Annotated in this window: 22 protein-coding genes and 1 pseudogene; 6 read left to right on the top strand and 17 right to left on the bottom strand. The window is 46.4% G+C overall.

All coding sequences use genetic code 11. The annotated features are described in order from the left end of the window. Positions 1-124: 124 nt before the first annotated feature. The 3 genes from mdh to citZ all read right to left on the bottom strand — a co-directional run bounded on the left by mdh (position 125) and on the right by citZ (position 3,667). Positions 125-1,063, bottom strand: coding sequence for a malate dehydrogenase (gene mdh / locus M1E06_RS06195; protein WP_020452553.1), 939 nt, complete (start codon positions 1,061-1,063; stop codon positions 125-127). Between the two features lie 47 nt (positions 1,064-1,110). Further along, complete coding sequence (gene icd / locus M1E06_RS06190; RefSeq protein ID WP_023855485.1) at positions 1,111-2,382, bottom strand: NADP-dependent isocitrate dehydrogenase; 1,272 nt, start codon at positions 2,380-2,382, stop codon at positions 1,111-1,113. Between the two features lie 166 nt (positions 2,383-2,548). Next, positions 2,549-3,667, bottom strand: coding sequence for a citrate synthase (gene citZ / locus M1E06_RS06185; protein WP_020452555.1), 1,119 nt, complete (start codon positions 3,665-3,667; stop codon positions 2,549-2,551). 626 nt (positions 3,668-4,293) lie between these two features. On the opposite strand from citZ, the gene bglS reads away from it, so the two are divergent. After that, on the top strand, positions 4,294-5,025 hold the full coding sequence (gene bglS / locus M1E06_RS06180) for a beta-glucanase (RefSeq protein WP_020452556.1): 732 nt from the start codon (positions 4,294-4,296) through the stop codon (positions 5,023-5,025). 256 nt (positions 5,026-5,281) lie between these two features. On the opposite strand, the pseudogene M1E06_RS06175 reads toward bglS, so the two are convergent. Continuing rightward, a pseudogene (locus M1E06_RS06175) lies at positions 5,282-5,429 on the bottom strand (transporter); the annotation flags it as partial. A gap of 265 nt (positions 5,430-5,694) precedes the next feature. Continuing rightward, on the bottom strand, positions 5,695-6,159 hold the full coding sequence (locus M1E06_RS06170) for a DUF441 domain-containing protein (RefSeq protein WP_020452557.1): 465 nt from the start codon (positions 6,157-6,159) through the stop codon (positions 5,695-5,697). A 101-nt stretch (positions 6,160-6,260) separates the two neighbouring features. Between M1E06_RS06170 and ytvI the strand changes: the two genes are divergently transcribed. After that, positions 6,261-7,376: a sporulation integral membrane protein YtvI gene (gene ytvI / locus M1E06_RS06165; protein ID WP_020452558.1), complete on the top strand. Its 1,116-nt coding sequence runs from the start codon at positions 6,261-6,263 to the stop codon at positions 7,374-7,376. Between the two features lie 42 nt (positions 7,377-7,418). On the opposite strand, the gene M1E06_RS06160 is transcribed toward ytvI, so the two are convergent. The 7 genes from M1E06_RS06160 to dnaE form a co-directional block, all read right to left on the bottom strand. Beyond that, positions 7,419-7,805: an FxsA family protein gene (locus M1E06_RS06160; protein ID WP_020452559.1), complete on the bottom strand. Its 387-nt coding sequence runs from the start codon at positions 7,803-7,805 to the stop codon at positions 7,419-7,421. A gap of 94 nt (positions 7,806-7,899) precedes the next feature. Further along, on the bottom strand, positions 7,900-9,657 hold the full coding sequence (pyk, locus tag M1E06_RS06155; protein WP_020452560.1) for a pyruvate kinase: 1,758 nt from the start codon (positions 9,655-9,657) through the stop codon (positions 7,900-7,902). 24 nt (positions 9,658-9,681) lie between these two features. Continuing rightward, a complete protein-coding gene (pfkA, locus tag M1E06_RS06150; protein ID WP_020452561.1) occupies positions 9,682-10,641 on the bottom strand; it encodes a 6-phosphofructokinase in 960 nt (319 codons plus the stop codon). A 242-nt stretch (positions 10,642-10,883) separates the two neighbouring features. Further along, on the bottom strand, positions 10,884-11,861 hold the full coding sequence (accA, locus tag M1E06_RS06145; protein WP_020452562.1) for an acetyl-CoA carboxylase carboxyl transferase subunit alpha: 978 nt from the start codon (positions 11,859-11,861) through the stop codon (positions 10,884-10,886). Next, positions 11,846-12,721 (bottom strand): acetyl-CoA carboxylase, carboxyltransferase subunit beta, encoded by an 876-nt coding sequence (gene accD / locus M1E06_RS06140; RefSeq protein WP_020452563.1) that lies wholly within the window; start codon positions 12,719-12,721, stop codon positions 11,846-11,848. The genes accA and accD overlap by 16 nt, the downstream gene beginning before the upstream one ends. A gap of 362 nt (positions 12,722-13,083) precedes the next feature. Next, a complete protein-coding gene (locus tag M1E06_RS06135; protein WP_020452564.1) occupies positions 13,084-14,319 on the bottom strand; it encodes an NAD(P)-dependent malic enzyme in 1,236 nt (411 codons plus the stop codon). Positions 14,320-14,461: 142 nt separating this feature from the next. After that, entirely contained in the window at positions 14,462-17,806 is a 3,345-nt protein-coding gene (gene dnaE, locus M1E06_RS06130) for a DNA polymerase III subunit alpha (protein WP_025810999.1), read from the bottom strand. Positions 17,807-17,945: 139 nt separating this feature from the next. Between dnaE and M1E06_RS06125 the strand changes: the two genes are divergently transcribed. The 3 genes from M1E06_RS06125 to M1E06_RS06115 all read left to right on the top strand — a co-directional run bounded on the left by M1E06_RS06125 (position 17,946) and on the right by M1E06_RS06115 (position 19,078). Further along, positions 17,946-18,287: a YtrH family sporulation protein gene (locus M1E06_RS06125; RefSeq protein ID WP_003184343.1), complete on the top strand. Its 342-nt coding sequence runs from the start codon at positions 17,946-17,948 to the stop codon at positions 18,285-18,287. Next, positions 18,284-18,787 carry a sporulation membrane protein YtrI gene (gene ytrI, locus M1E06_RS06120; RefSeq protein ID WP_020452566.1) on the top strand — a complete coding sequence of 168 codons (504 nt, stop codon included), beginning with the start codon at positions 18,284-18,286 and terminating at the stop codon, positions 18,785-18,787. Before M1E06_RS06125 ends, ytrI begins: the two co-directional genes overlap by 4 nt. A 111-nt stretch (positions 18,788-18,898) precedes the next feature. Continuing rightward, positions 18,899-19,078 carry a hypothetical protein gene (locus M1E06_RS06115; protein WP_020452567.1) on the top strand — a complete coding sequence of 60 codons (180 nt, stop codon included), beginning with the start codon at positions 18,899-18,901 and terminating at the stop codon, positions 19,076-19,078. A 113-nt stretch (positions 19,079-19,191) separates the two neighbouring features. Here M1E06_RS06115 and M1E06_RS06110 read toward each other — a convergent pair whose 3' ends face one another. Continuing rightward, positions 19,192-20,136: a DHH family phosphoesterase gene (locus M1E06_RS06110; protein WP_020452568.1), complete on the bottom strand. Its 945-nt coding sequence runs from the start codon at positions 20,134-20,136 to the stop codon at positions 19,192-19,194. 146 nt (positions 20,137-20,282) lie between these two features. Between M1E06_RS06110 and M1E06_RS06105 the strand changes: the two genes are divergently transcribed. After that, positions 20,283-20,585 carry a YtpI family protein gene (locus tag M1E06_RS06105; RefSeq protein ID WP_020452569.1) on the top strand — a complete coding sequence of 101 codons (303 nt, stop codon included), beginning with the start codon at positions 20,283-20,285 and terminating at the stop codon, positions 20,583-20,585. Between the two features lie 28 nt (positions 20,586-20,613). Here the strand turns inward: M1E06_RS06105 and M1E06_RS06100 are convergent, their stop codons facing one another. The 4 genes from M1E06_RS06100 to M1E06_RS06085 form a co-directional block, all read right to left on the bottom strand. Then, complete coding sequence (locus M1E06_RS06100; protein WP_020452570.1) at positions 20,614-21,936, bottom strand: CBS domain-containing protein; 1,323 nt, start codon at positions 21,934-21,936, stop codon at positions 20,614-20,616. A gap of 92 nt (positions 21,937-22,028) precedes the next feature. Continuing rightward, positions 22,029-22,586 carry a PadR family transcriptional regulator gene (locus tag M1E06_RS06095; protein WP_020452571.1) on the bottom strand — a complete coding sequence of 186 codons (558 nt, stop codon included), beginning with the start codon at positions 22,584-22,586 and terminating at the stop codon, positions 22,029-22,031. A gap of 117 nt (positions 22,587-22,703) precedes the next feature. Continuing rightward, positions 22,704-23,390, bottom strand: coding sequence for a metal-dependent hydrolase (locus M1E06_RS06090; protein WP_020452572.1), 687 nt, complete (start codon positions 23,388-23,390; stop codon positions 22,704-22,706). Positions 23,391-23,422: 32 nt separating this feature from the next. Beyond that, positions 23,423-24,184, bottom strand: a complete 762-nt coding sequence (locus M1E06_RS06085; RefSeq protein WP_023855495.1) for an SDR family oxidoreductase — start codon at positions 24,182-24,184, stop codon at positions 23,423-23,425. Positions 24,185-24,238: the final 54 nt, after the last annotated feature.

The raw sequence follows: 24,238 nt of genomic DNA, 5'->3' as shown, positions 1-24,238 counted from the left end.
GATGATTATGATTAGGTATATGCTGACAGCCCGTGTTTATGTCTTGATTTTCATATGGTTTTATGTAAAAAAAGATCGCATTCAAAAACAGGAAGGCTTGTATAAAGCCTTCCTGCTGTTTTCATTATGATAATACTTTCATGACGTTTTTGACTGATTCAACGGATCGATCAAGCTGACTTCTTTCTGTTTCAGTCAGTTCAAGTTCAATGATCTGTTCAAGACCGTTTCCGCCGATAATCGTCGGAACGCCGAGGTAAATGCCTTCATAGCCGTATTCGCCTTCAAGGTAGGCAATAGTCGGCAGCACGCGGCGCTGGTCTTTTAAGATTGCTTCAACCATTTCTGTCAGGGAAGCGGCAGGCGCATAATACGCACTTCCGTTTCCTAACAGGTTGACAATTTCTCCCCCGCCTTTTCTCGTTCTTTCAACAATCGCATCGATCCGGTCTTTCGGAAGAAGCGTTTCAAGCGGAATGCCGCCTGCATAAGAGTAGCGAACGAGCGGAACCATATCGTCCCCGTGTCCGCCCAGTACAAAACCTGTAATGTCTTTCACGGAAAGGTTGAGCTCCTGAGCGACAAACGTTCTGAATCTTGCCGTATCCAAAACTCCCGACTGGCCGATGACCCGCTCTTTCGGGAAGCCCGATTCTTTATAGACGGCGTATGTCATCGCATCCACAGGGTTTGTCAGAACGACGATGATACAATCAGGTGAGTATTTAACAACTTCCTTCGTTACGCTCCTCATGATCTTTTCATTTGTAGCCACGAGGTCGTCCCGGCTCATTCCCGGCTTTCTTGCGATTCCCGCCGTGATGACGACGATATCTGAGCCGGCCGTATCTTCGTAGTTTGCCGTTCCTGTAATATTCGCGTCAAATCCTTGGACAGGGCTCGCTTCCAGCATATCGAGCGCTTTCCCTTTTGTAGGGTTTTCAAGCTGCGGAATGTCGACTAGCACGACGTCAGCCAATTCTTTTTGAGCCGTTAAAAACGCAGTTGTTGCACCTGTAAAGCCCGCTCCGATGACAGATACTTTATTTCGCTTCTTTCCCATGTTTTCTACCCCTTTTAATTGTTGTTGTTTTACCCCAAAACAGCCGTTTAAGACATATTTTTGATAAGCTCATCACCGAATTCAGAGCATTTAACTTCAGTCGCGCCGTCCATCAAACGAGCGAAATCGTATGTGACGACTTTGGATGCGATTGTTTTCTCCATAGATTTAATCACAAGGTCGGCAGCTTCATTCCAGCCCAAATGCTCAAGAAGCAGCACGCCGGATAGGATGACTGAAGACGGGTTTACTTTGTCTAGGCCAGCATATTTTGGAGCTGTACCATGTGTCGCTTCAAAGATGGCGTGTCCTGTCTCATAGTTGATGTTTGCTCCAGGAGCGATGCCGATTCCGCCGACTTGGGCAGCAAGCGCATCTGAAATGTAGTCCCCGTTCAGGTTCATTGTCGCCACAACATCAAACTCGGCAGGGCGGGTCAGGATCTGCTGAAGGAAGATGTCAGCGATGCTGTCTTTGATGATGATTTTGCCGGCCGCTTCAGCTTCGCTTTGCGCTTTGTTTGCAGCGTCTTTGCCGTCTTTTTCAGCGATGCGGTCGTATTCGGCCCATGTGAATACTTTATCGCCGAATTCTTTTTCAGCCACTTCATAGCCCCAGTTTTTAAAGGCGCCTTCCGTGAATTTCATGATGTTTCCTTTATGGACGAGCGTTACAGATTTGCGGCCGTGCTCGATTGCATACTCGATCGCAGCTCTGACAAGCCTTGACGTTCCTTCTTCAGAAACCGGCTTGATACCGATGCCTGATGTTTCAGGGAAACGGATTTTGTTAACGCCAAGCTCGTTTTTCAGGAATGAAATCAGCTTTTGAACTTCTTCAGAGCCTTTCGCGTATTCGATGCCGGCATAGATATCTTCAGTATTTTCGCGGAAGATGACCATATCCGTATCTTCAGGGCGCTTAACCGGTGAAGGAACGCCTGTGAAATAGCGGACAGGACGCAGGCATGTAAACAGGTCAAGCTCTTGTCTTAGCGCTACGTTTAATGAGCGGATTCCGCCGCCTACAGGAGTTGTTAAAGGACCTTTAATCGCGATCAGGTATTCGCGGATCGTATCAAGCGTTTCTTCAGGAAGCCATTCGCCTGTTTTGTTGTACGCTTTTTCCCCGGCGTAGACTTCTTTCCAAGTGATTTCCTTTTCGCCGTTATACGCTTTCTCCACAGCCGCTTCAAGAACCCTTGAAGCCGCTCTCCAAATATCAGGACCTGTTCCGTCCCCTTCAATAAACGGGATGACCGGGTTGTTTGGAACGTTTAATACTCCGCCGGAGACTGTAATTTTTTCGCCTTGTGCCACAATAAAACCTCCCATAATATGTAATTCTTCAATATAGAAAAACATTTGTTTCCCCCGTTTGGCGGGGGACAAACATGTTTTTTCATAGATTCATGAAATCGTTGTTTCCTAAGAAAGCCGTTAAGAGGCCGGCCGAACAAAGCTCGAACAGCCTCCTTTCAAACGGTCAGCTTCTGTCTTCAATCGGAATGAACGTCTGCATGTCAGGGCCGGTGTAATCAGCCCGCGGACGAATCAGTCGGTTATTTTCATACTGTTCGAGAATGTGAGCGAGCCAGCCTGATACCCTGCTGATCGCAAAAATCGGCGTGAACAGATCATGGTCGATTCCTAAGCTATGATAAACCGACGCAGAATAAAAGTCTACGTTTGGCGGCAGTTTTTTCTGAGACGTGACGATTTCCTCAGTCCGCTCTGAAATCTCATACCATTTGCTTTCACCCGTTAAATTCGTCAAACGTCTGCTCATTTCCTTCAAATGTTTTGCGCGGGGATCGCCCTGGCGGTATACGCGGTGGCCGAACCCCATGATCTTTTCTTTCTTTTCAAGCTTGGCGTGAATATATGAATCTACGTTTTCAACCTCGCCAATCTCTGAAAGCATTTTCATAACTGCTTCGTTTGCTCCGCCGTGAAGCGGACCTTTCAAGGCCCCGATTGCGGCCGTGATCCCTGAGTAGACGTCTGAAAGCGTCGCAACGCATACTCTTGCTGTGAACGTAGATGCGTTCAGCTCATGATCCGCATGCAGAATCAAGGCTTTGTCAAACGCTTCCACTTCAACAGGTGAAGGTTCTTTTCCATTCAGCATGTAGAGAAAGTTGGCGGCAAAACCGAGTTCCGGATTCGGCTCAATCGGCTCGAGCCCTTTACGGATTCTTGAAAAAGCAGCGACAAGCGCAGGCATCTTCGCTTGGAGACGCACCGCTTTTCTGTAGTTTGCTTCCGCATCCATTTGATCTGCTTCTTCGTCAAACAGTCCGAGTAAAGAAACGGCTGTCCGAAGAGCTGCCATCGGGTGGACTTTTCCATTCGAGTAGGATTTGAAATGGTCAATCACTTCTTTGGGGATACCGGCATTTTCAGAAAGCTGTTTTTTAAGCTCTGCGAGCTCCTCTTTGTTCGGCAGCTTTAAATGCCAAAGCAGATAAACAACTTCTTCAAAGCTAGCTTTTTCTGTCAAATCATCGATGTTATACCCTACATATGTAAGAGTATCATCAATAATTGAACTTACTGATGATGTAGTGGCGACTACCCCTTCAAGGCCGCGTGTTGCTGTCATACTCATCTCTCCCTTTTTTTAAAAATTTCCCCTTTTAAAATTAAACCAAAACCTAGGAGCAAAAACAACGCATGTTGTATACATCTTCTTCAACCCAAAAAGAAAATGCTTACATTAAATCGTTTTTCAAATAAAACAATCGTGCGTTTCTATATACCGTTCGATACTCCGATATGCTTAATAAAGATTAAGCATATTTATATTATAAACAATAATCTGATAAATTTGTAGGTTTTTGATCAAAAATGCTTTCAAAGCCTTATAAATCAAGGGTTCGTAGTTATTTATTATCAATCGACAGCTTTGTAGAATCATGTATTCTTCTGTATCTATTTGAGGGAGGTTTTGGGAAGGGATTTTTATTAAAAGTGGACAGACGTATTCCTCCAGTTCTTTCATACTAATCGGTTTATGATTTTCACCTATAATAAATTTATAAACAAAAGAAAAAGAGATAAAATCTTTTACTTGTTACTTTACAGCAAATCCCCTTCATCCGTTTTAAAACAAACGGGGGGAGTTTTTATGAATGAAAAGTTATTATCATTATTTTGACTGATGTTCCCTTTTAAAAGAATCAGGTATGATCGATAAAGAAAACGTTTTCAAAGAAAGGGGAATGCCACATGCCTTATCGTATGAAACGAGTGTTGCTGCTTCTTGTCACCGGATTGTTTTTGAGTTTGTCTGCAGTCACTTCTACTGCCTCGGCTCAAGCAGGCGGATCGTTTTTTGACCCTTTTAACAGCTATAACTCCGGTGTATGGCAGAAAGCAAATGGTTATTCGAATGGAGGTGTGTTCAACTGCACTTGGCGTGCAAATAACGTATCAATGACATCATTAGGTGAAATGCGTTTGGGGCTAACAAGTCCATCTTATAACAAGTTTGACTGCGGGGAAAATCGCTCTGTTCAAACATATGGATATGGACTTTATGAAGTCAGAATGAAACCAGCTAAAAACGTAGGGATCGTTTCATCGTTCTTCACTTACACAGGTCCAACGGATGGAACTCCTTGGGATGAGATTGATATCGAATTTTTAGGAAAAGACACAACAAAGGTTCAGTTTAACTACTATACGAATGGTGTAGGAAACCATGAGAAGCTTGTGAATCTCGGATTTGATGCATCCAATTCCTATCATACGTATGCGTTCGATTGGCAGCCAAACTCGATTAAATGGTATGTCGATGGGCAATTAAAACATACCGCGACGAGCCAAATTCCGACTACGCCAGGAAAGATCATGATGAACTTGTGGAATGGTATTGGTGTCGATGACTGGCTCGGTTCCTACAACGGTGTAACACCTCTATACGCTCATTACGACTGGGTGCGTTATACAAAAAAATAATCTCAAAAATGATAAGAGCCTGCTGCCTCAACCTAAGCAGGCTCTTATCATTGTAATGAGAAGTTGTTGGCATGATTAGTCTTTTATACAATCTTATCGAGATGATGACAGCCCTCTTTCTGGGTTTGCTTTTTTTGCTTCTTTAGTTCTCTTTCTTTTGTGAAAATGACATCTTCATATCCTTCAATTTTTTGATGGTTTCTTCAATTTCTTTCTGTTTTCTAGCAATTTTTCTCTTTCGTTCACTAAAATCACTTGCTGCCGTCCGCGCCGCAATCATATCCGACGTCTCAGTTAGCAGAAAAAATAAACTCTCCGGCACTGAACAGAACTCCCAATTCGACAGCCATCATAATAAAGGATGCGATAACTGATGCAAGCGTTTCAGCCCGAAAGAGACGATAGATCATTTTTTCTTTTTATCCAAGCTTACCTGCTGAAGACTCCACAAATAAAAACCCACAAATTCGAAATAAACGGTCATATTTCCCCACACAGGTTTTTGACAAACTGAGCCCTCTTTTATAGAGGGCCTTATTTTTTTGCACCAGCTGACTTCTATTTACAGATTTTTAGGAGTTTTAACTGCGTTATGTATGTTTATTTTTAGTTGCGAACGTTTTTTCAAACTAAAAAACCCCCTGAAACAGGGGGAGCTGGCCCGCATTTCTAAGATGTAAAATGCTGGACAGCCTGCATGACAAGATAGGCGATCCCGGCACCGATGAGCGGGCCGACGGCAACACCTTTGAATAAAGCGACCGCTAAAATCGTTCCAAATACAAGAGCGGTGGTGATATGCGGGTCTTCCGCGAGCAATGTGATCCCGTTTTTGGCGATCAATGCTACGAGAATGCCCGCCCCGAGTGCGATCCATGCGTAATATGATTTCATCGCTTCGCCAAGCTGTTTAAAGCCGATCTCTCCAGTGGCAATCGGCACAAGGACCGCTATTGTAATAACGGTAACTCCCCAGTTAATCCCTTTGGATTGGATGGCCGGAAACAGCTTTTGATCGAGGCCGGTCAGCTTGATCAAAAGCAGGACGGATACCGCGATGATCAACGACTGATTTTTCGCGATTAATGCGATGGCCAAAAGCAGGATCAAAAATAAATTAGCTTGAGTAAACATGCTGTATTCAACTCCATTTTTTTATGACCTTTCTCATAATAACAGGACTCAAGAATAAAATGAAATAAGGACATGCTTTCTAATATCAGGAGGATGCAGAATTGAATCAATCCTATCTCACAGCTGCGCTTCGGGCAGTGTATGTGCTGTTTTTGACCGCTGCTTGCGGAGCGGTCGGCTACTACTCTTTTCCGTTAACCTATCCTTTTGTGATTGCGCTTATTCTCGCCATCATGATCAACCCTTTTGTGGAATGGCTCGATAAGCGGACCGGGCTCCCGAGAGGCGTTAATGTCGGCATCGTGCTATGCGGCTTTTTGATCGCCGGAGCCGGCTTTTTGACACTGGTCGTTGCCGAGATTGTCTCTGGAACGGCTCATTTGGCTAAAATACTCCCCGTCCAGTTTAATAAAGCCGCTCTTTATATCGAATCGTTTTTTACGAATCAAATCATGCCGCTGTATAATCAGCTTGCCGCTTTTTTTGACGGGCTCGAAGCCGCCCAGCAGGAATCGATCATTACACAGGTCCAAAATTTGGGCAGTGAACTCGCATCAGGCACCGCTTTGTTTCTTTCAAAAATTCTTGAGATGGTGCCCCTCTTTTTCGCCTTTCTGCCGAATATGGCGGCCGTGCTGATCTTTTCGCTCCTGGCCACTTTTTTTATCAGCAAAGATTTGCATAAAATACAAAACAAGGCGCGGTCTGTTCTTCCTGATCGGCTGATCTCGGGTGCAGCGGCTGTCTATGCGGAATTGAAAAGAGCGCTGGCAGGCTTTGTCAAGGCCCAGCTTACCCTTGTGGCGATGACGATGGTGCTGGTGTTGATCGGGCTTTCTGTGTTGAAGGTTAATCATGCTGTCGCCATCGCTTTTCTCATCGGGCTGGTCGACCTGCTGCCGTATTTGGGAGCGGGGTCTGTATTTGTGCCGTGGATCGTCTATTTAGCAGCATCCAAGCAGCTGCCGCTTGCGATCGGCCTCGGAGTCCTGTACATCGTCGTGCTCGTCTTCAGGCAGCTGGCCGAACCGAAGATTTTGAGCCGGTCAATCGGACTTCACCCTTTGGGAACATTGATCGCGCTGTTTGCCGGTTTCAAATTGTTTGGCTTTCTCGGATTGATCATGGGCCCCGCCCTTCTCGTTCTCATTCAGGCTCTCTTTACAACAGGTATTTTTAAAGACGTATGGCAGTTTATTAAAGGAAATGAAAAATAAGCGGCAGCCTGCTTTTTCCAATGCGGGCCGCCGCTTATCGGGTTATTTGATGATGTTGATCCGCCTGCCTTCAGACATCCTCTTCAGCTTGCGGGATATAAACGGTTTGAAACGGCTGCGCGTTGCCGGCAGCAGCAGCAGTAAACCGATGATATCCGATAAAAAGCCGGGCAGCAAAAGCAGCATGCCGCCTATGAAAATACAAAGCCCGTCCAAAATCGCATCCCCAGGCATTTTTCCATACTGAAGATCGCGCTGAACTTTGTAGTAAACTTCGATTCCTTGTTTTTTGGCGAGAGCGGCCCCGAGAAATCCCGTCAAGATGATCAGCAAAACGGTCGGCAAGACACCGATCCAATTAGCGGACAAGAGGAACAGACCGATTTCACTCGCTGGAAAAATGACGAGAAATAATAAGAAAAACTTCATTGTCTTCACCTCATAATTCTAATATGGAAGCGAACGGCCGCCCTGTCGCCTGCAAAAAAAGAAGGGAAAGCTTCCCTTCTTCTTCAATAAGCGATTAAAGTACGCTTGCACGTCCTTTGTAAACAGCTCCGCGGGCGGAGTCGACCGTAATGTCTTCTCCCTCTTTGAGAATGGAAGTCGCATTTTCCATTCCGACGATGACAGGGATGCCGAGGCTCAAGCCTACGACTGCCGCGTGGCTGGTTAAACCGCCTTCTTCAGTAATCAGCGCAGCCGCTTTTTCAAGGGACGCCATCATGTCACGATCCGTGCTTTTTGTAACCAAAACGGCGCCATCTTTCATTTTTTTATCCGCTTCTTGTGCATTTTGAGCGATGACCACTTCACCAAACGCGGATTTGCGTCCGATTCCCTGGCCTTTTGCGACCACGTCTCCGACAACATACACTTTCATCAAGTTTGTTGTGCCGGCTTCACCGACAGCTCCGGCCGTGATAACGATCAAGTCGCCGTGGCGTACGATGCCTGTGTCGAGAGATTTTTGCACTGCTTTTTCAAGCATTTCGTCAGTCGAGCTGTGGTTTTGTCCGCTTGTTGCGAAAACACCGAAGACAAGAGACAGCTTTCTTGAAACCGCATCATTTACCGTAACTGCGACAATCGGCGCCTGCGGGCGATATTTGGAAATCATTCTCGCCGTATGACCGCTTTCTGTCGGTGTGACGATGGCATTCACGTCAAGGTTGATTGCCGTATGCGCCACAGACTGGCCGATGGCATCTGTAATTGACATGCTGACTTGCTTGCTTCGTGCAGAAAGGATCTTTTTATGGTTGAGCGCTTCTTCTGAACGGGAAGCGATATTGTGCATCGTCTGAACGGCTTCAACAGGGTAATTTCCCGCAGCAGTTTCACCTGAAAGCATAATCGCGTCAGTTCCGTCAAAGATCGCATTGGCAACGTCGCTCGCTTCCGCGCGTGTCGGACGCGGATTGCGCTGCATGCTGTCGAGCATTTGGGTAGCCGTGATAACAGGCTTGCCAAGCGCATTGCATTTTTTGATCAGTTCTTTTTGAACGAGCGGCACTTCTTCAGCAGGGATTTCAACACCAAGGTCTCCACGTGCGACCATCAGACCGTCTGATACTTCAAGAATGGCATCGATGTTGTCAACGCCTTCCTGGTTTTCGATTTTTGGAATGATTTGAATATCTGCCGCATTGTGCTCTTCAAGAAGTTCGCGGATTTCAAGAACATCCGACGGACGGCGCACAAAAGATGCCGCGATAAAATCAACACCCTGCTCGATACCGAACACAATGTCGTTAGCGTCTTTTTCCGTAATTCCCGGAAGATTGACGCTGACGCCCGGCACATTCACGCCTTTTTTGTTTTTCAGCGTTCCGCTGTTCATTACTTTCGTGACGATTTCACGCTTGTCCTTGTTGACATCAGTGACTTCAAGTCCGATCAGTCCATCGTCAAGCAAAATCGTTGAACCAATTGATACATCGTGAATCAACCCATCATATGTAACTGAGATTTTTTCAGGCGTACCGATGACTTCTTCCATTGACACGATCAGCTGAGAACCCGCTTCCAGTTCGATTGAACCGCCTTCCATTGTGTGCGTGCGGATTTCCGGACCTTTCGTATCAAGAAGGATACCGATATCTTTTCCCAGCTTGCCGGCTGCTTCGCGAATGTTTTTAATTCTTGCGCCGTGCTCTTCGAAATCTCCATGGGAAAAGTTCAAGCGCGCCACGTTCATTCCGGCTTCCATCAGCTGGGTGAGCTTTTCAACAGTTTCGCTGGCCGGCCCAATTGTACAAACTATTTTAGTCTTTCTCATATTGCTTCCTCCTCGGGTTTTACACTAGATTGACAGTTCTTGAGACAAGCGGTACATGCTTTGATCAATTGTATGTTTATGATCGAGTATTTCAATGATATCATGATGCACAAGCTGGTTATTTTGAATTCCGACACAGCGTCCGCCTTTTCCTTCAAGAAGCAGTTCAACCGCAAATGCCCCTAGACGGCTTGCCAATACACGGTCTGCTGCAGTCGGAGAACCGCCGCGCTGGATATGTCCAAGCACCGATACTCTAGTTTCGAGATTTGTGGCTTCTTCAATTCTTTTGCCGAATTCAACGCCGCTTCCGACGCCTTCCGCCACAATGATGATGCTGTGTTTTTTGCCGCGCTCATGCCCTCTTTTCAGCCTCGCAATAATTTCTTCCATATCGTAGTCAGCTTCAGGGATCAAAATGGATTCCGCGCCTCCTGCCAAACCTGACCATAAAGCAATGTCCCCGGCATGGCGGCCCATTACTTCAATCACGTATGTACGTTCGTGGGATGTAGCTGTATCCCTGATTTTATCGATGGCATCGATAACGGTATTTAACGCCGTATCAAATCCGATCGTCAAATCTGTTCCAGGGATGTCATTGTCGATTGTTCCCGGCACTCCGACACAAGGAAAACCGTGTTCTGTCAGCTTTTTCGCTCCCATATAAGAACCGTCTCCGCCAATGACGACTAATCCTTCTATACCATATTTTTTTAAATTCGCTATTCCTTTTTCCCGTCCTTCTACCGTTTTAAACTCAGGACACCTTGCTGTATATAGCTTCGTTCCTCCGCGGTGAATGATATCTCCGACAGAACCGATTTCAAGCTTTTCTATTTTTCCGCTGATTAAACCTGAATACCCGTTGTAAATTCCGTATACTTCTACGTCATGGTAGATTGCTTTCCTGACAACCGCGCGGACCGCCGCGTTCATTCCCGGGGAATCTCCGCCGCTCGTCAATACTCCGATACGTTTCATCTTTTTCACCTCGAAAACATATATAATTTACCTTAACACGTTCATTGCCGCTAAAACAATGAAAAAGGGATGAAAATTTTCCGAAAATCCCTATAAAACCTTACTCATTATACAATTAAACAAAAAGTTTTTAAATAAATTTTAAGCAAACTCTTTGAAAAATCGCGGGTGAAAGACACAATCCTTTCACTTTTCACCTTTATCCATAAAAAATAAACGTGAGCCAAAGGCCTCACGTTTATTTATTTTATCCCAACAAATTGGTTTTCAGTCGAAATTTTTCCAATTGATTTATACTTGTTATATCTTTGTTGAATCAGCTCGTTCTTATCCAGTTTCAGCAAGGATTTAAGCTCTCTTTTCAGCGCTTCATCGATGTAGGCGGCCTGCTGCTCTACATCGCGGTGTGCTCCACCTCTTACTTCTTTTATAACATGATCTATAATATCCAATTCTTTAAGGTCCGGAGCGGTGATTTTCATTGTTTCTGCCGCTTTTTTCGCGAGTCCTGAATCCTTCCAGAGGATAGCAGCCGCTCCCTCGGGAGAGATCACCGAATAAGTTGAGTTTTCCAGCATCAATAAGCGGTTTGCGACGCCGAGCGCAAGCGCTCCCCCGCTGCCGCCTTCCCCGATGACGATCGAGATGACCGGCACAGAGAGTCCCGCCATTTCAAAAAGATTCTTGGCAATTGCTTCGCTTTGCCCCCGCTCTTCAGCTGCTTTTCCAGGGTATGCTCCTTTTGTATCAATAAAGCAGATGATCGGCCTGTTAAATTTATCGGCCTGCTTCATCAGCCTGAGCGCTTTGCGGTAGCCTTCCGGATGCGGCATTCCGAAGTTGCGGCGGATGTTTTCTTTTGTATCCTTGCCGCGCTGTTGGCCGATCACTGTCACAGGAAGGCCCCGGAATTTGGCAATTCCGCCGACAATCGCTTCATCATCACCGAAATATCGATCTCCGTGGCATTCAAAAAAATCGGTAAAGAGATGTTCGATATAATCGAGCGTTGTCGGACGGTTCGGATGCCTTGCAATCTGGACTCTGTCCCAGGCTTTCAGATTTGTATAAATGTCTTCTTCAAGCCTTTCAAGACGAGCTTCAAGCTTCGTAATTTCAGAGCTTAAATCCATATCGGAATCCTGTGTGAACCTTTTCAATTCGGCGATCTTTTCACGCAGTTCGACCACCGGTTTTTCAAATTCTAATTCTCCAGCCACTCGAGATCACCTCCAGTTTGGTGCATTTTCAAAATGCTGCCGAGCGTTTTTTTCATGTCTGCTCTGTGAACGACGGAATCAAGCTGTCCGTGCTTTAACAGAAATTCCGCAGTCTGAAAATCCTCAGGCAGTTCTTCACGGATGGTTTGTTCGATAATTCTTCTTCCGGCAAAGCCAATCAGCGCGCCCGGCTCGGCAAGGTTGTAATCGCCGAGAGATGCAAAGCTTGCGGATACACCGCCTGTTGTCGGATGTGTCATCACCGAAATGATCAAGCCCTGCTCTTCACTGAACAGCTTTAAAGCGGAGCTTGTTTTAGCCATTTGCATCAAGCTGAGAAGGCCTTCCTGCATTCTCGCACCGCCTGATGCGGTAAAAATAATGAAAGGCACTTTTTCTTCTCTTGCCTTTTCGATCGCCAGCGTAATTTTTTCGCCTACGACAGACCCCATGCTTCCCATTCTGAAAGATGAATCCATCACGGCAACGACTGCCGGAGATCCGTCAACCGTCCCTTTTCCGGTGACAACCGCTTCATTCAGCGATGTTTTTTCCCGGTCTTTTTGCAGTTTCTCAAGGTATCCTGGGAATTCCAGCGGGTTTTCAGACATCATATCCTGATTGAATTCTTCAAAGGAGCCATCGTCCAGCAGGCTTTTTATACGCTGCTTCGCGTTCATTTGAAGATGGTAACCGCAGTTCATGCAGACCCTTAAGTTTTTATCCAGCTCTTTTGTGAGCATGATTTTTTTGCAATCCGGGCATTTTGTCATGATCCCTTCCGGTACATCTTGCTTTGCTGATTCCGCGGGAACGGAAGCGTATTTTTTTTTCTTTTTGCTGAATATATCTTTTAACAAAAGATTACCTCCCTTTTCTGAAGGGTTTTCTTCATGTATGCCTGTCCTGTTTATAGACTAGAACATCACTATACCGAAACTATTGTACTTTTTTTGTCAAACGGTGTCATCCTCAATTCGACATTTTTGACCGGCAAACAGCCGAATCGCACTTGATGCGGTTAGAGACTGACAAATTGATATATCAGCCTTGAGAGCGGATACAAAAGTCCGGAAAAGCGATTTGAAAAAATTTTTTACAGCCCGCATATTCCCTTACAAGTGTCCCCAATAAGAGGAAAAACTGTACATCATATTCGAGAAACAGCGCGTGACGGCTCTTTAGGCCAGAGCAATCACGCGCTGATCACAAAAATGGAGTTTTATTTTCCTTCAATTACTGCAAGCTTTCTTGTCTTTTCAGCGACTTCTTCAGGATCGACATCGATTCGTGCAACACCTGTTTCCATCGCGGCTTTCGCTACCGCTTTGGCAACGGCCGGTGCGACCCTTGGATCGAACGGAGCCGGAATGACATATTCGGGGCTCAGCTCTTCGTCGGAAACGAGTGATGCGATCGCCTCAACCGCGGCGATTTTCATTTCTTCGTTAATATGTGTCGCGCGGACGTCGAGCGCCCCGCGGAAGATGCCGGGGAATGCGAGAACGTTGTTCACTTGGTTAGGGAAGTCAGAGCGTCCCGTTCCAACGACGCTTGCTCCGGCTTCATGCGCTTCAGCAGGCATGATTTCAGGATTTGGATTCGCCATGGCGAAGATGATCGGTTTGTCAGCCATGCTTTCAACCATTTCTTTTGTCAAAGCGCCTTCGACGGAAACTCCGATAAAGACATCGGCGTCTTTGATCACATCTTTGAGCGATCCGTCTATGCGGTTTTTGTTCGTATATTTTGCGACTTCATCTTTAACAGCGTTCATGCCGTTCGGACGGCCTTCGTAAATCGCGCCTTTCGTGTCGCACATGATGATATCGCGCACGCCGAAATGATAAAGAAGCTTGATAATGGCAATTCCCGCTGCCCCGGCGCCGTTTGCCACGACTTTGACGGAAGACATCGATTTGCCAGACAGCTTAAGCGCATTGACGAGACCGGCTACCGTAACGATTGCAGTACCGTGCTGGTCATCGTGAAACACCGGGATTTTTGTTTCTTTTTTGAGGCGTTCTTCAATGACAAAACAGTTCGGCGCTGCAATGTCTTCAAGATTGACGCCGCCGAATGTCGGCTCAAGCAGCTTGACCGTCTCAACAATTTTGTCGACATCAGATGTATTTAAACAGATTGGGAATGCGTCCACACCGGCAAAGCTTTTGAAAAGAACCGCTTTTCCTTCCATAACCGGAAGGGCGGCTTCAGGGCCGATATTGCCGAGACCGAGCACTGCCGTTCCGTCCGAGACGACTGCTACCATGTTTCCCTTCATTGTATAATCGTATACTTTGCTGTTATCATCGTAAATCGCTTTGCAGGGCTCAGCCACACCCGGAGAATATGCAAGGCTTAAATCATCCGCATTGCGAACCTGCACTTTTGATTTTGATTCCAATTTGCCCTGGTTTACTTTGTGCATATGCAGCGCTTTTTCTTTCAATGACATGTTAACAAACACTCCTTCAAGGGAATTTTGCCAAAAACTTTGCTTCGTTTTCTGCTTAAGATTCTTGTAAGACGAACCCTAGAATCTTAAAAATGATAACACAATTGACCGCTTTTTTGATCAATAATGCTCAAAATACCTGCTATCTGAGCACGACATTTTTCTCACCTACAACGCTTTTCAGCCTGTAGAGGGCAGCGTGGTCAGCCTTGATGTTGTAGCTTTCCGGCAGCTGCATCGTTTGTTTCCGTTTTTCATAATAGACGCAGACCGGCGTTTCCCCTTTGTGTTCAAGCAGGATGCTGCTGATTTTCTTAAAGATATCGTGGGTGTGCTGACTTTCCTCCACTTTAATATAGACGGACGGCTGCTTTTTAGCATGAAGCGATTCGACAAGCGATGCCCCGGCGATGATCAGCTGGCGCTTTTCATTCCTTGTCTCAAGACGTCCTTCTGCAAAAAGCGATACGCCTTCTTCCAGGATCGGGGAAAGCTGTCTGAACTGTTCAGGAAAAACAACCGCTTCGATTTCCCCGCTTTCATCGCTCAGCTCCAGAAAAGCCATCGTCTGTCCCGTTTTTGTACGGATCGTCTTCATCTTCGTCAAAAGTCCGCCCAAAGCCGCCTTTTTACGGCTGGAGGCGAGCAGCTGAATAATCGGCAGCGCACCTGCACGGTCCAGCTTCTTGCGGTGAACGCTCAGCGGATGGTCAGAAAAGTAAATGCCGAGCGTCTCCTTCTCGTGTGCCAGCAGGTCGACGAGCGGCATTTCTTCCGTCTCGGCGTACTTCGGCTTAATTGTCAAGCCTTCATCGAGAAAGAAGCCGAGCTGATCATTGTCTCCTGCAAACAATTCGGCATGCTCCAGCGCGACATCGACAGAAGCGAGCAAAGTGGCCCGGTTTTCACCGAATTCATCCATTGCTCCGGCAAAAATTAAAGCTTCAATCGTTTTCCGGTTCACGCTTTTCACAGAAGTCCTGACACAAAAGTCAAACAAATCTGCGAACGGCTTTTCTTTTCTCGCCCTGTAGATTTCTTTCACAGCCGAAATACCGACGCCTTTAACAGCCCTTAAACTGTAGCGCAGCGCCCCGTTTTCCACGACGAACGGATAGCCGCTCTTATTAATGGAAGGACCTAAAACATGCAGCCCTTTCCCTTTCGCTTCATAGATGTACTGAGCAAGCTTTTCCTCATTTCCGATCGCACTCGTCAAGAGGCCGCACATAAAGTAGAGGGGGTAATGCGCTTTTAAATAAGCGAGCTGGTAGCCGATCATGCTGTATGCAACCGCATGACTCCGGTTAAAACCGTAATTGGCGAATTTTACAATCAGATCGTATACTTCATTAGCCGCTTGTACGGAATACCCTTTTTTCAAGCATCCACTAATAAAATGATTTCTCTCTGTATCGAGAATTTCCTTGTTTTTTTTGCCGACCGCCCTTCGCAAAAGATCGGCTTCTCCAAGCCTGAAACCCGCCATCCGCGATGCGATCATCATGATCTGTTCCTGATAAACGATCACGCCGTATGTATCTTTCAAAATCTCGGCCAAATCCTCGTGCGGATAAGACACGGCAACCCGTCCGTGCTTTCGTTCGATATACAGCGGGATATTTTCCATCGGGCCCGGGCGGTACAAGGCATTAACAGCGACAATGTCTTCAAGGCTTGATGGCTTGAGCCTTTTTAAAACGTTTCTCATGCCGGCTGATTCGAGCTGGAAAATACCTGTCGTATCTCCTTCTGACAGCAGCTTAAACGTCTGTTCATCTTCATAGGGAATCGCCGAAAAATCGATGGTGACCCGCTCGCTTTTTTCGATCAGCGTTTTGATCGATTCAATGAGCGTTAAATTGCGCAAGCCGAGAAAATCCATTTTCAATAGTCCCAAGTCTTCGAGATAGCCCATCGAATATTGCGTTAAATATACACCGTCATGTCCTTCCTGTATCGGTATGATATTCGTCAGTGGCTCCTCGCTCAACACGACGCCCGCCGCATGAATTGACGTATGCCGCGGAAGCCCTTCGATTTTCTGAGCCGTTTTAAATATGTCCTGAAGCTTCTTGGACCCGTTCAGGCGCTTGTCCAGTTCAACAGAAAGAGCTCTCGCCTCTTTCAGCGTCACTCCAGGTTTGGACGGAATCAATTTCGCCAACTGGTCGGCTTCTTTCGGACTGATGCCCATCACCCTGCCGACGTCCCGGAGCGCCGCTTTTGCGGCCAATGTACCAAACGTGATAATTTGCGCTACGTGCAGTGCCCCGTATTTATTTTTCACGTATTGGATGACTTCATCCCTTCTCGTATCGGGAAAATCGATATCGATATCGGGCATGCTGATGCGCTCCGGATTTAAAAACCGTTCAAACAGCAATTTGTGCTTGATCGGATCGACATCTGTGATAAACAGCGTATAAGCGACGAGAGAGCCGGCCGCCGACCCCCGCCCCGGCCCTGTGATAATGCCGTTGTCGTGGGCGAACTTCATGAAATCCCAGACGATCAAAAAATAGTCGCTGAACGCCATGTCGCGAATCACTTTCAGCTCATACTCAAGCCGTTCGACATACTCCCTCGGAGCGGCATCGAACCGTTTTTCCAGTCCGAGAAAGCAAAGCTCAGCCAAATAATCGTCAGCATTCTTGCCGGAAGGCGCCGGATATTTCGGCAGGCGCGTCTGGCCAAGGCTCAGGTCCACCTGGCACAGATCCGCGATTTTGACTGTATTCTCCAACGCGTCCGGACGATCCCTGTAAATGTCAAGCATTTCAGCGGGCGGCTTGAGCTCAAGATGCAGATCTCCTTCGGCCTTCATGTCTTCGTTCAGCTTCTCGCCCGCTTTAATCGCTTTTAAACACGTATAAGCTGCCGCATCCTCTTTTTCGATGTAGCGTACATCGCCGGTTGCGGCAATCGGAATTCCCGTATGTTCGCTGAGCTCCAGAATGCGTTCAGAAAGAAGCGGGTCGCCCTTGTACGGCTGATACGACAAATAAAAGCTGCCCTCTCCGAAGATCGAAAGACAGCGGAGGGCGGCGTTCTTCGCCTCTTCGATCAGCCCTTCTTTCAACAGCGCTTCAACATGGCTTGTCCCGCCCGTTGTCAGCGCAATGAGCCCTTCATGATAACTTTTGAGCCATTTTTCTTTGATGCCGGTTTTTGATTTCGACTGCAACACGCTGCTGATTTTCAGCAGGTTTTGGTAGCCTTTGTTTGTTTTCGCCAAAAGAACGAGCGGATATGAAAGCTGTTCTTTTTCATCTGTTAAAACTGAGGCTGTAAGCCCGATAATCGGCTTGATGCCGCGTTTTTTGCATGATTTATAAAATTCCACCGCCCCGTACATGACCTCATCATCCGTCAGCGCCATTGCGCTGTAGCCCAGCTCTTTGGCTTTGGCCGTGAGGTCCTCTACGGAAGCGGCGCTGTTTAATAAGCTGTAACCGCTGTGTACTTGCAGGTGAACAAAAGGCATTTCTGTCACCCCTTCCTTTTTCGAGCCGTCTCTTTTCATTATATGATGGGATCGAATGAGAAACAAATGTTCTTTCTTTGATCAACAATCATACTTGTCTTTCTTTATCCATATAGTGTGATAAGGTGAGGTGATCGGAATGGATCCTGAACAGCCCTTTTTTCCAAACTTTATCAGCTGTTATTTTATTGCGCTAGGAGTGCTTCTCGGCGGTTGCTTAATCGGAGGGATCGGCGCCTATCTGTCGGGACAGCCGCCTTTAACGATTATTACAAGCCTCGCAAACCGTCTAAAAATCTGGGCGCTGGTTGCGGCAATCGGCGGCACGTTTGACGCGGTCTACAGCTTTGAAAGGGGCATTATCGAAGGCAATACGAGAGACATCGTAAAACAGCTTCTCCTGATTCTTTCGGCGATGGGAGGAGCGCAGACCGGTTATCTGATCATCAATTGGCTCACACAGGAGCATATTTCCTCATGAGAATCCCTCCTTATTATAAAAAACCGGGTTGGCAGCGTTTTTTTGCGGGAATGATGTGCGGAGCCATCATCAGCTGGGTCGTGTTCCTGTTTACATACGGCACCTTTCAGGAGAAGCAGGTCGTCTTGATAAGAGAACAGAAAGAGCGCATCAATGATTTAAATGACCAGATCACCATTTACCGGGAGGACCTTCATAAGCTGAATGAAGACAATAAAAGAAAACTGCTGATTCAAAGCGTCGACGTCAAGCTGATCAACGGCAAGCAATACAAATTGTCACAGCCCGACATGATGAACTTTGAAGAGCGTATCCGGGATAATATTTCGGATGTCATCACAAAGGATATCGAAAGCGTCTACCGGACGAAGGAGCTTTTAAAGCGGACGATTGAAAATAAAGAGTATACGATAAACGATAAAACGTACAAAGCGAAAGTCACCGAACTGACGATTTATACACGGCTTTCCGTTGAAATCAAAATCTCTTTTTCCGAATAAAATTATGGATTTTTTTTTACGATTTACATGCATTCGTCGCTTTTTTCCATATTTTAATTTAAACTGACAGTAAGCGATATGTAAGTTTTTTTAAAAAGGGAGGAAAGCAGAATGTACATTTACAGTTACCATCAGCTGGCAAGAGATAAAGTCAACCGGATCAAGCTGGGCTACTCGGCTTATGCGGAAACCGAAAGTCTCGCGTCCCTTATCAAAAGAGAGTTAAGAGCCCAAAACATCCATGTTTATGAGGATGTAACAGATATCGGATCATGGTTTATACCTGAATAAGCAGCAGCTGTGATGCGTAAAATGATCTGCTTACACTTTGCTGCTTACTTTTTCGCAAAATATAATGCAAACGCTTGCAGTTGAACTGCACAAAAAAAGAGGGACTTCCCCTCTTATTTGTTTTCTTTGCATATGCGCTCCAAGTCAGCGATGACAAGATCGGTGTCTTTCCAGTCATAGATGGAAGCACCGGCTGCGAGCGGATGGCCTCCGCCGTTGTATTTTTTAGCGACTTCATTGACAATCGGCCCCTTTGAACGAAGCCTTACCCTGATCTGGTCGGCTTCCTCCACAAAAAACACCCATGCTTTGATTCCTGAAATATTGCCGAGCGTGCTGACAAGCTGTGAAGCTTCAGACGGCGTAATATTGTATTGATGCAAAATGTCACGGGTGATGAATACCGACGCCACACCGTTTTCGGACAGAGAAACATTCTGGTAAATGTAACCGTTCAGCCTCACAACATTTAATTTCGTCTCATACAATTGATTAAAAAGCGCCTGAGAATTAAAAGGATACTCAATCAGCTCTCCGGCATATTTCAATGTCTTTTTTGTCGTGTTCGGAAATAAGAAGCGCCCTGTATCCCCCACAATGCCGGCATAGATCAGTTCGGCACCCTTTGTCGGAAGCGTCCATCCCGCTTGTTCTTTACCCGCTAAATACAGTTCGTAAATCATCTCGCTCGTCGAGCTCGCATTCGTATCCACCCATAAAAGGTCGCCGTATTGGTCTTCATTCGGATGATGGTCGATTTTGATCAGCTTGTCGCCCATGTTGTAGCGCGAATCGGAAATTCTCGCTTGATTGGCCGTGTCACAGACGATGACAAGTGCATTTTCATACACCGGGTCTTCAATCATATCCGGGGTGTACAAAAAAGCGAGGGAAGGCTCGGGCGTTCCGACCGCGAAAATATTTTTTTCAGGATAGGTTGCCCTCAGGATTTCCGCAAGGCCGCATTGGGATCCGTAGGCATCGGGATCCGGTCTCACATGTCTATGTATAATGATCGTGTCATATAATGATATGGTTCTGATGATTTCTTTTTTCATGACGCGCCCCTTCTTTACTTTGTTTTTAACCATTAAATCATAATCTGTTGTTGGTGGAAAGTGAAAGTTATGACTTTTTATTGTAGAAAGCGAACCCGATTATGTATACAATGGGTTTGTAAAACTTACAATGGAGGATGTCGATTATGCCGTTTTTTGTTTTTTTCATTGTGTTTTCAGCGATAGCTTATGGGTACTTCAAAGTAAGGTATGTGCGCACCAAAAAAGCGATTGAACGGGAATACTATTCGGCCAAGTCAAGCATGAGTCTGGGCCTGTTTATCATGTTCTTCGGCGCCAATCAGCTGCTTTTAAACCGCGGCACGCTTGCTGTCGTCATCGGCGTTATTTTTATGCTGACCGGGCTCGGGAGCATGTGGGCCGGCTACAGAGCCTATAAGCACTATGTCCCTTTGCTTGCGAAAGAAAACGAACGGGAAAACGCATAAGCGAAAAGAGGGACACTGGCCGCGTCCCTTAGCTTCTTTCCATCAGCTGAACCATCATCATCGCTTTGCCGACGAGAGCACCCTGGTGAAAAACTTCTATATCCATTTTTCCGAACTTTCTCCCGGCTTCGAGAATGTTCGGTTTTATTTCAATGACAGACTCCATTTGCACAGGCTTTAAAAAATAAATCGTCATGCTCTCTATCACGAGTTCGCCTTTTTTGTGCGACCGCAAAAAACGGTTTGCAGCTTCGGTCAAAATCGTCGTAAACACGCCGTAGGAAATCGTTCCCAAGTGGTTTGTCATTTGCGGCGTTACTTCGTATTGATAAACCGGATCCGGCTTGTTTTTGTCATTGTCCGATTCTTTGAAACCGCCTGTCACAATGTCATCGAGTTTTTCGCCGACCTGAGGCTGCTTCTGAATCATTTGAAGCGCCTTTAATACGTCCTGCCTGCTGATCATGCCGATCAGCTTTTGCCGCTCGTCAACGACGGGAAGCACTTCGATTCCTTCCCAGACCATCATCTGCGCCGCTGAAGCGACTGACGTTTTGCCGATTACTGTAATCGGGTTTTTCGTCATGACTTTTTCAATCAATACAGAGCGGTCATATCCGGCAACATCTTTTGAAGTTAAAATGCCGTGGATTTTCATCTGCTCGTCAACGATGGGAAAACGTCCATGCCCCGTTTCAAAGTTTTTCTCATACCATCTTTCGAGCTTTTCATGAGGGGATAAGCAGACCGTTTTTTCCAAAGGGGTCAAAATATCCTCGACAAGCACGACCTCTTTTTTGATGAGCTGGTCATAAATCGCCCTGTTGATCATCGCGGCTACAGTAAACGTGTCATAGCTTGTAGAAATGACCGGGAGCTCGAGCCTGTCGGCAAGCTCAATAATCTCCGGCTCCGTATCAAAACCGCCGGTCACCAGCACGGCAGCACCCGCTTCCAAAGCCTGGCGGTGCGCATCGATTCGGTTGCCGACAATCAGCAGGTTGCCCGCCCCGGTATATCTCATCATCGCATCAAGCTTCATCGCTCCGATGACGAATTTGTTGAGCGTTTTATGAAGCCCTGCTTTTCCGCCAAGCACATGGCCGTCAATGACATTGACCACTTCAGCGTATGTCAGTTTTTCAATATTCTCTTTTTTCTTTTGCTCGATCCTGATCGTTCCGACCCTTTCGATCGTGCTGACAAACCCTTTATTCTCGGCTTCTTTTATCGCTCTGTAAGCAGTTCCTTCACTGACTTTCATTTCCTTCGCAATCCGCCTGACGGAGATTTTTTCGCCGACGGACAAAGAATCAATATATTTTAAAATCTGTTCGTGTTTTGTCGCCAATCGTTTCACCTTCATCCTCTGACTGCTAGATATATTTATTATAAATGGTTGTGCAATTGAACCGCAATCCGCCTTCGCAACATCATGTCCGTCTAAGAGCGATCATTCTCCATCAGAAGAAGCGCTTTTTCAAGCCATGAGCAATAGCCGTTTTCCCGCTCCAGCGCCCGGGTCAATACAAGGTAATGGCCGAAATGAGGCGAGCGGAAAGTTATCGATTCACCCGCTTCGCGCTTCAATTCTTCGAGCTTATTTTTTAAAAAAACGGCTTTCTCCTCCCGCTTTTGAAGCTGATCGGCAAAAAGCCTTTTCGCTTCATCACGTTCCATCGAAGAGATAAAATAAGCTTTCAGCATAAATTCATCTTTTACCGTATCGGGGACCGGTTTGAATTCCGTAAGCCATCCGTGAAGTTCACGCTTTCCGGCCTCTGTGATGGAATACATTTTCTTTTCTAATTTTGAGCCTTGGATCACCGTTTCATATTCGATAAATCCTTCATCCGTCAGCTTTTTCAGCTCGGGATAAATCTGACTGTGCTTGGCGCTCCAAAATTGGCCCAATTCGGCTTTAAAGCGGCTTGTCATATCGTAGCCGCTCAAACTCCCGTGATCAAGGAGCCCCAAAATCGCGTATTTCAATACCCTCATAATATCCTCCCAAGAACAATCCGATTCCTATATTATATCATCATTAACATGTTTTGATAGACATATAACCGGTTCAACCGAAAAAAGGACCCGGATTCGGGTCCTCTAAAAACAAGTTTATTTAAATTCGATTGACTCACCGACCTCAAGCACTTTTCCGACGCCGCCGGGAAGGCTGTCCGCAAATGCATGCGGGTCCTGTTCGATGACGGGGAACGTCGAGTAGTGAACCGGTACAACCTGTTTCGCCCTGAGCCATTCTGCGGCCAGTTTGGCATCCTCCGGGCCCATCGTAAAATTATCGCCGATCGGCAGGAAAGCGAGGTCGATATGATTTAATTCACCGATCAGCTTCATATCTGAGAAAAGCCCGGTGTCTCCTGCATGAAAAATCGTCCTTCCTTCCACAGTCAAGAGGATCCCCGCCGGCATGCCGGTATAGACGATCTTTTGGCTGTCTTCTTCCGTATAAGCCGATCCGTGGAAAGCCTGCGTCAGCTTGACTTGGCCAAAATCGAACTGATGGGAGCCGCCGATATGCATCGGATGGACATTCAGGCCTTTCCATCCCAGATAGACCGCGAGTTCATTCGGAGCTACAACGAGCGAATGATTTCGCTTGGCGATTTCGACGGTATCGCCGACATGATCGTTATGACCGTGGGTCAGCAAAATAACATCCGCTTTAACCTCTTCCGGCTTTAAATCGGTTAAAGAATTTCCTGTAATAAACGGATCGAAGATCAATTGATGATTTCCCGTTTCAACTGTTACCACTGAATGACCATGATATGTCACTTTCATCATATCCACCCCTGTTTTTTAATTTCGCACGTCTAAAGAGAATGACGGTTAATCACATTCAAGCCGCCTGTCGCTTCAATGACTGTTCCCGTAATGTAGTCGGAATGTTCATCGCATAGAAAAGTGATGATCCTTGCGATATCTTCACCGGTTCCCGACCTGCCGATCGGCGTTTCCTCATCAAGTGACGCCCTCGCTTCTGAAATCGAAGCCTCTTTCATATCCCCGACGATGTTGCCTGGACAAACCATGTTGGCTGTGATGCCGGAGCCCGCTTCTTCAATGGCGATCGTTTTTGTTAAAGAAGCCAGCCCCACTTTCGCCGCTCCAAAAGCGGAACGATGCAGCCAGCCCGGCGCATGGTCTGCCCCCTGAAATCCGTATGTGATGATGCGGCCGAACCGCTGGCGCCTCATCACCGGAACAACCGCTTTAAACAGATGGAAGACAGAGCTTAAGTTGCCTTCAAGCATGTCATACCATTCATCATCAGTATAATCTGCAAGCTTTTTTCGTTCAAATATGTATGGGCCGGCATTATTGATCAGAAGATCAATTTTTCCAAATCGCTCAAGTGCGGCATTCACCATCCGGAGCAGGTCTTCTTTCTTGGTGACATCTCCCTTTACAAACTGTAAACGGTCAAGGGATGACCGCCATTTTTCTTTGAGGCGGCTGACAGCTTCTTCGTCCTGCCTGTAATTCACCGTCACTGAGTAGCCTTTTTCAAGCAGGGCTTCCGTCACTTTACGCCCCAAACCTTTTGAACCGGCAGTAATTAACGCATGGCGCACATCTTTCCCTCCCAGGCATTGGTTCTCGGTATTCGCAAATGATTGCATGTATCT

It is taken from the genome of Bacillus sp. AK124, from assembly GCF_053903085.1.
This window is presented reverse-complemented; position numbering and strand designations above follow the sequence as displayed.

Bases quoted from the DNA above. Each gene is read 5' to 3' on its own strand.
- M1E06_RS06105 (WP_020452569.1), top strand. From the start codon at position 20,283: ATGCCGTTTTTTGTTTTTTTCATTGTGTTTTCAGCGATAGCTTATGGG.
- dnaE (WP_025810999.1), bottom strand. From the start codon at position 17,806: ATGCCTTTTGTTCACCTGCAAGTACACAGCGGTTACAGCTTATTAAAC.
- M1E06_RS06095 (WP_020452571.1), bottom strand. From the start codon at position 22,586: ATGAGGGTATTGAAATACGCGATTTTGGGGCTCCTTGATCACGGGAGT.
- M1E06_RS06115 (WP_020452567.1), top strand. From the start codon at position 18,899: ATGTACATTTACAGTTACCATCAGCTGGCAAGAGATAAAGTCAACCGG.
- M1E06_RS06110 (WP_020452568.1), bottom strand. From the start codon at position 20,136: ATGAAAAAAGAAATCATCAGAACCATATCATTATATGACACGATCATT.
- ytrI (WP_020452566.1), top strand. From the start codon at position 18,284: ATGAGAATCCCTCCTTATTATAAAAAACCGGGTTGGCAGCGTTTTTTT.
- bglS (WP_020452556.1), top strand. From the start codon at position 4,294: ATGCCTTATCGTATGAAACGAGTGTTGCTGCTTCTTGTCACCGGATTG.
- M1E06_RS06170 (WP_020452557.1), bottom strand. From the start codon at position 6,159: ATGTTTACTCAAGCTAATTTATTTTTGATCCTGCTTTTGGCCATCGCA.
- citZ (WP_020452555.1), bottom strand. From the start codon at position 3,667: ATGACAGCAACACGCGGCCTTGAAGGGGTAGTCGCCACTACATCATCA.
- mdh (WP_020452553.1), bottom strand. From the start codon at position 1,063: ATGGGAAAGAAGCGAAATAAAGTATCTGTCATCGGAGCGGGCTTTACA.
- M1E06_RS06160 (WP_020452559.1), bottom strand. From the start codon at position 7,805: ATGAAGTTTTTCTTATTATTTCTCGTCATTTTTCCAGCGAGTGAAATC.
- M1E06_RS06125 (WP_003184343.1), top strand. From the start codon at position 17,946: ATGGATCCTGAACAGCCCTTTTTTCCAAACTTTATCAGCTGTTATTTT.
- pfkA (WP_020452561.1), bottom strand. From the start codon at position 10,641: ATGAAACGTATCGGAGTATTGACGAGCGGCGGAGATTCCCCGGGAATG.
- M1E06_RS06090 (WP_020452572.1), bottom strand. From the start codon at position 23,390: ATGAAAGTGACATATCATGGTCATTCAGTGGTAACAGTTGAAACGGGA.
- M1E06_RS06135 (WP_020452564.1), bottom strand. From the start codon at position 14,319: ATGTCATTGAAAGAAAAAGCGCTGCATATGCACAAAGTAAACCAGGGC.
- pyk (WP_020452560.1), bottom strand. From the start codon at position 9,657: ATGAGAAAGACTAAAATAGTTTGTACAATTGGGCCGGCCAGCGAAACT.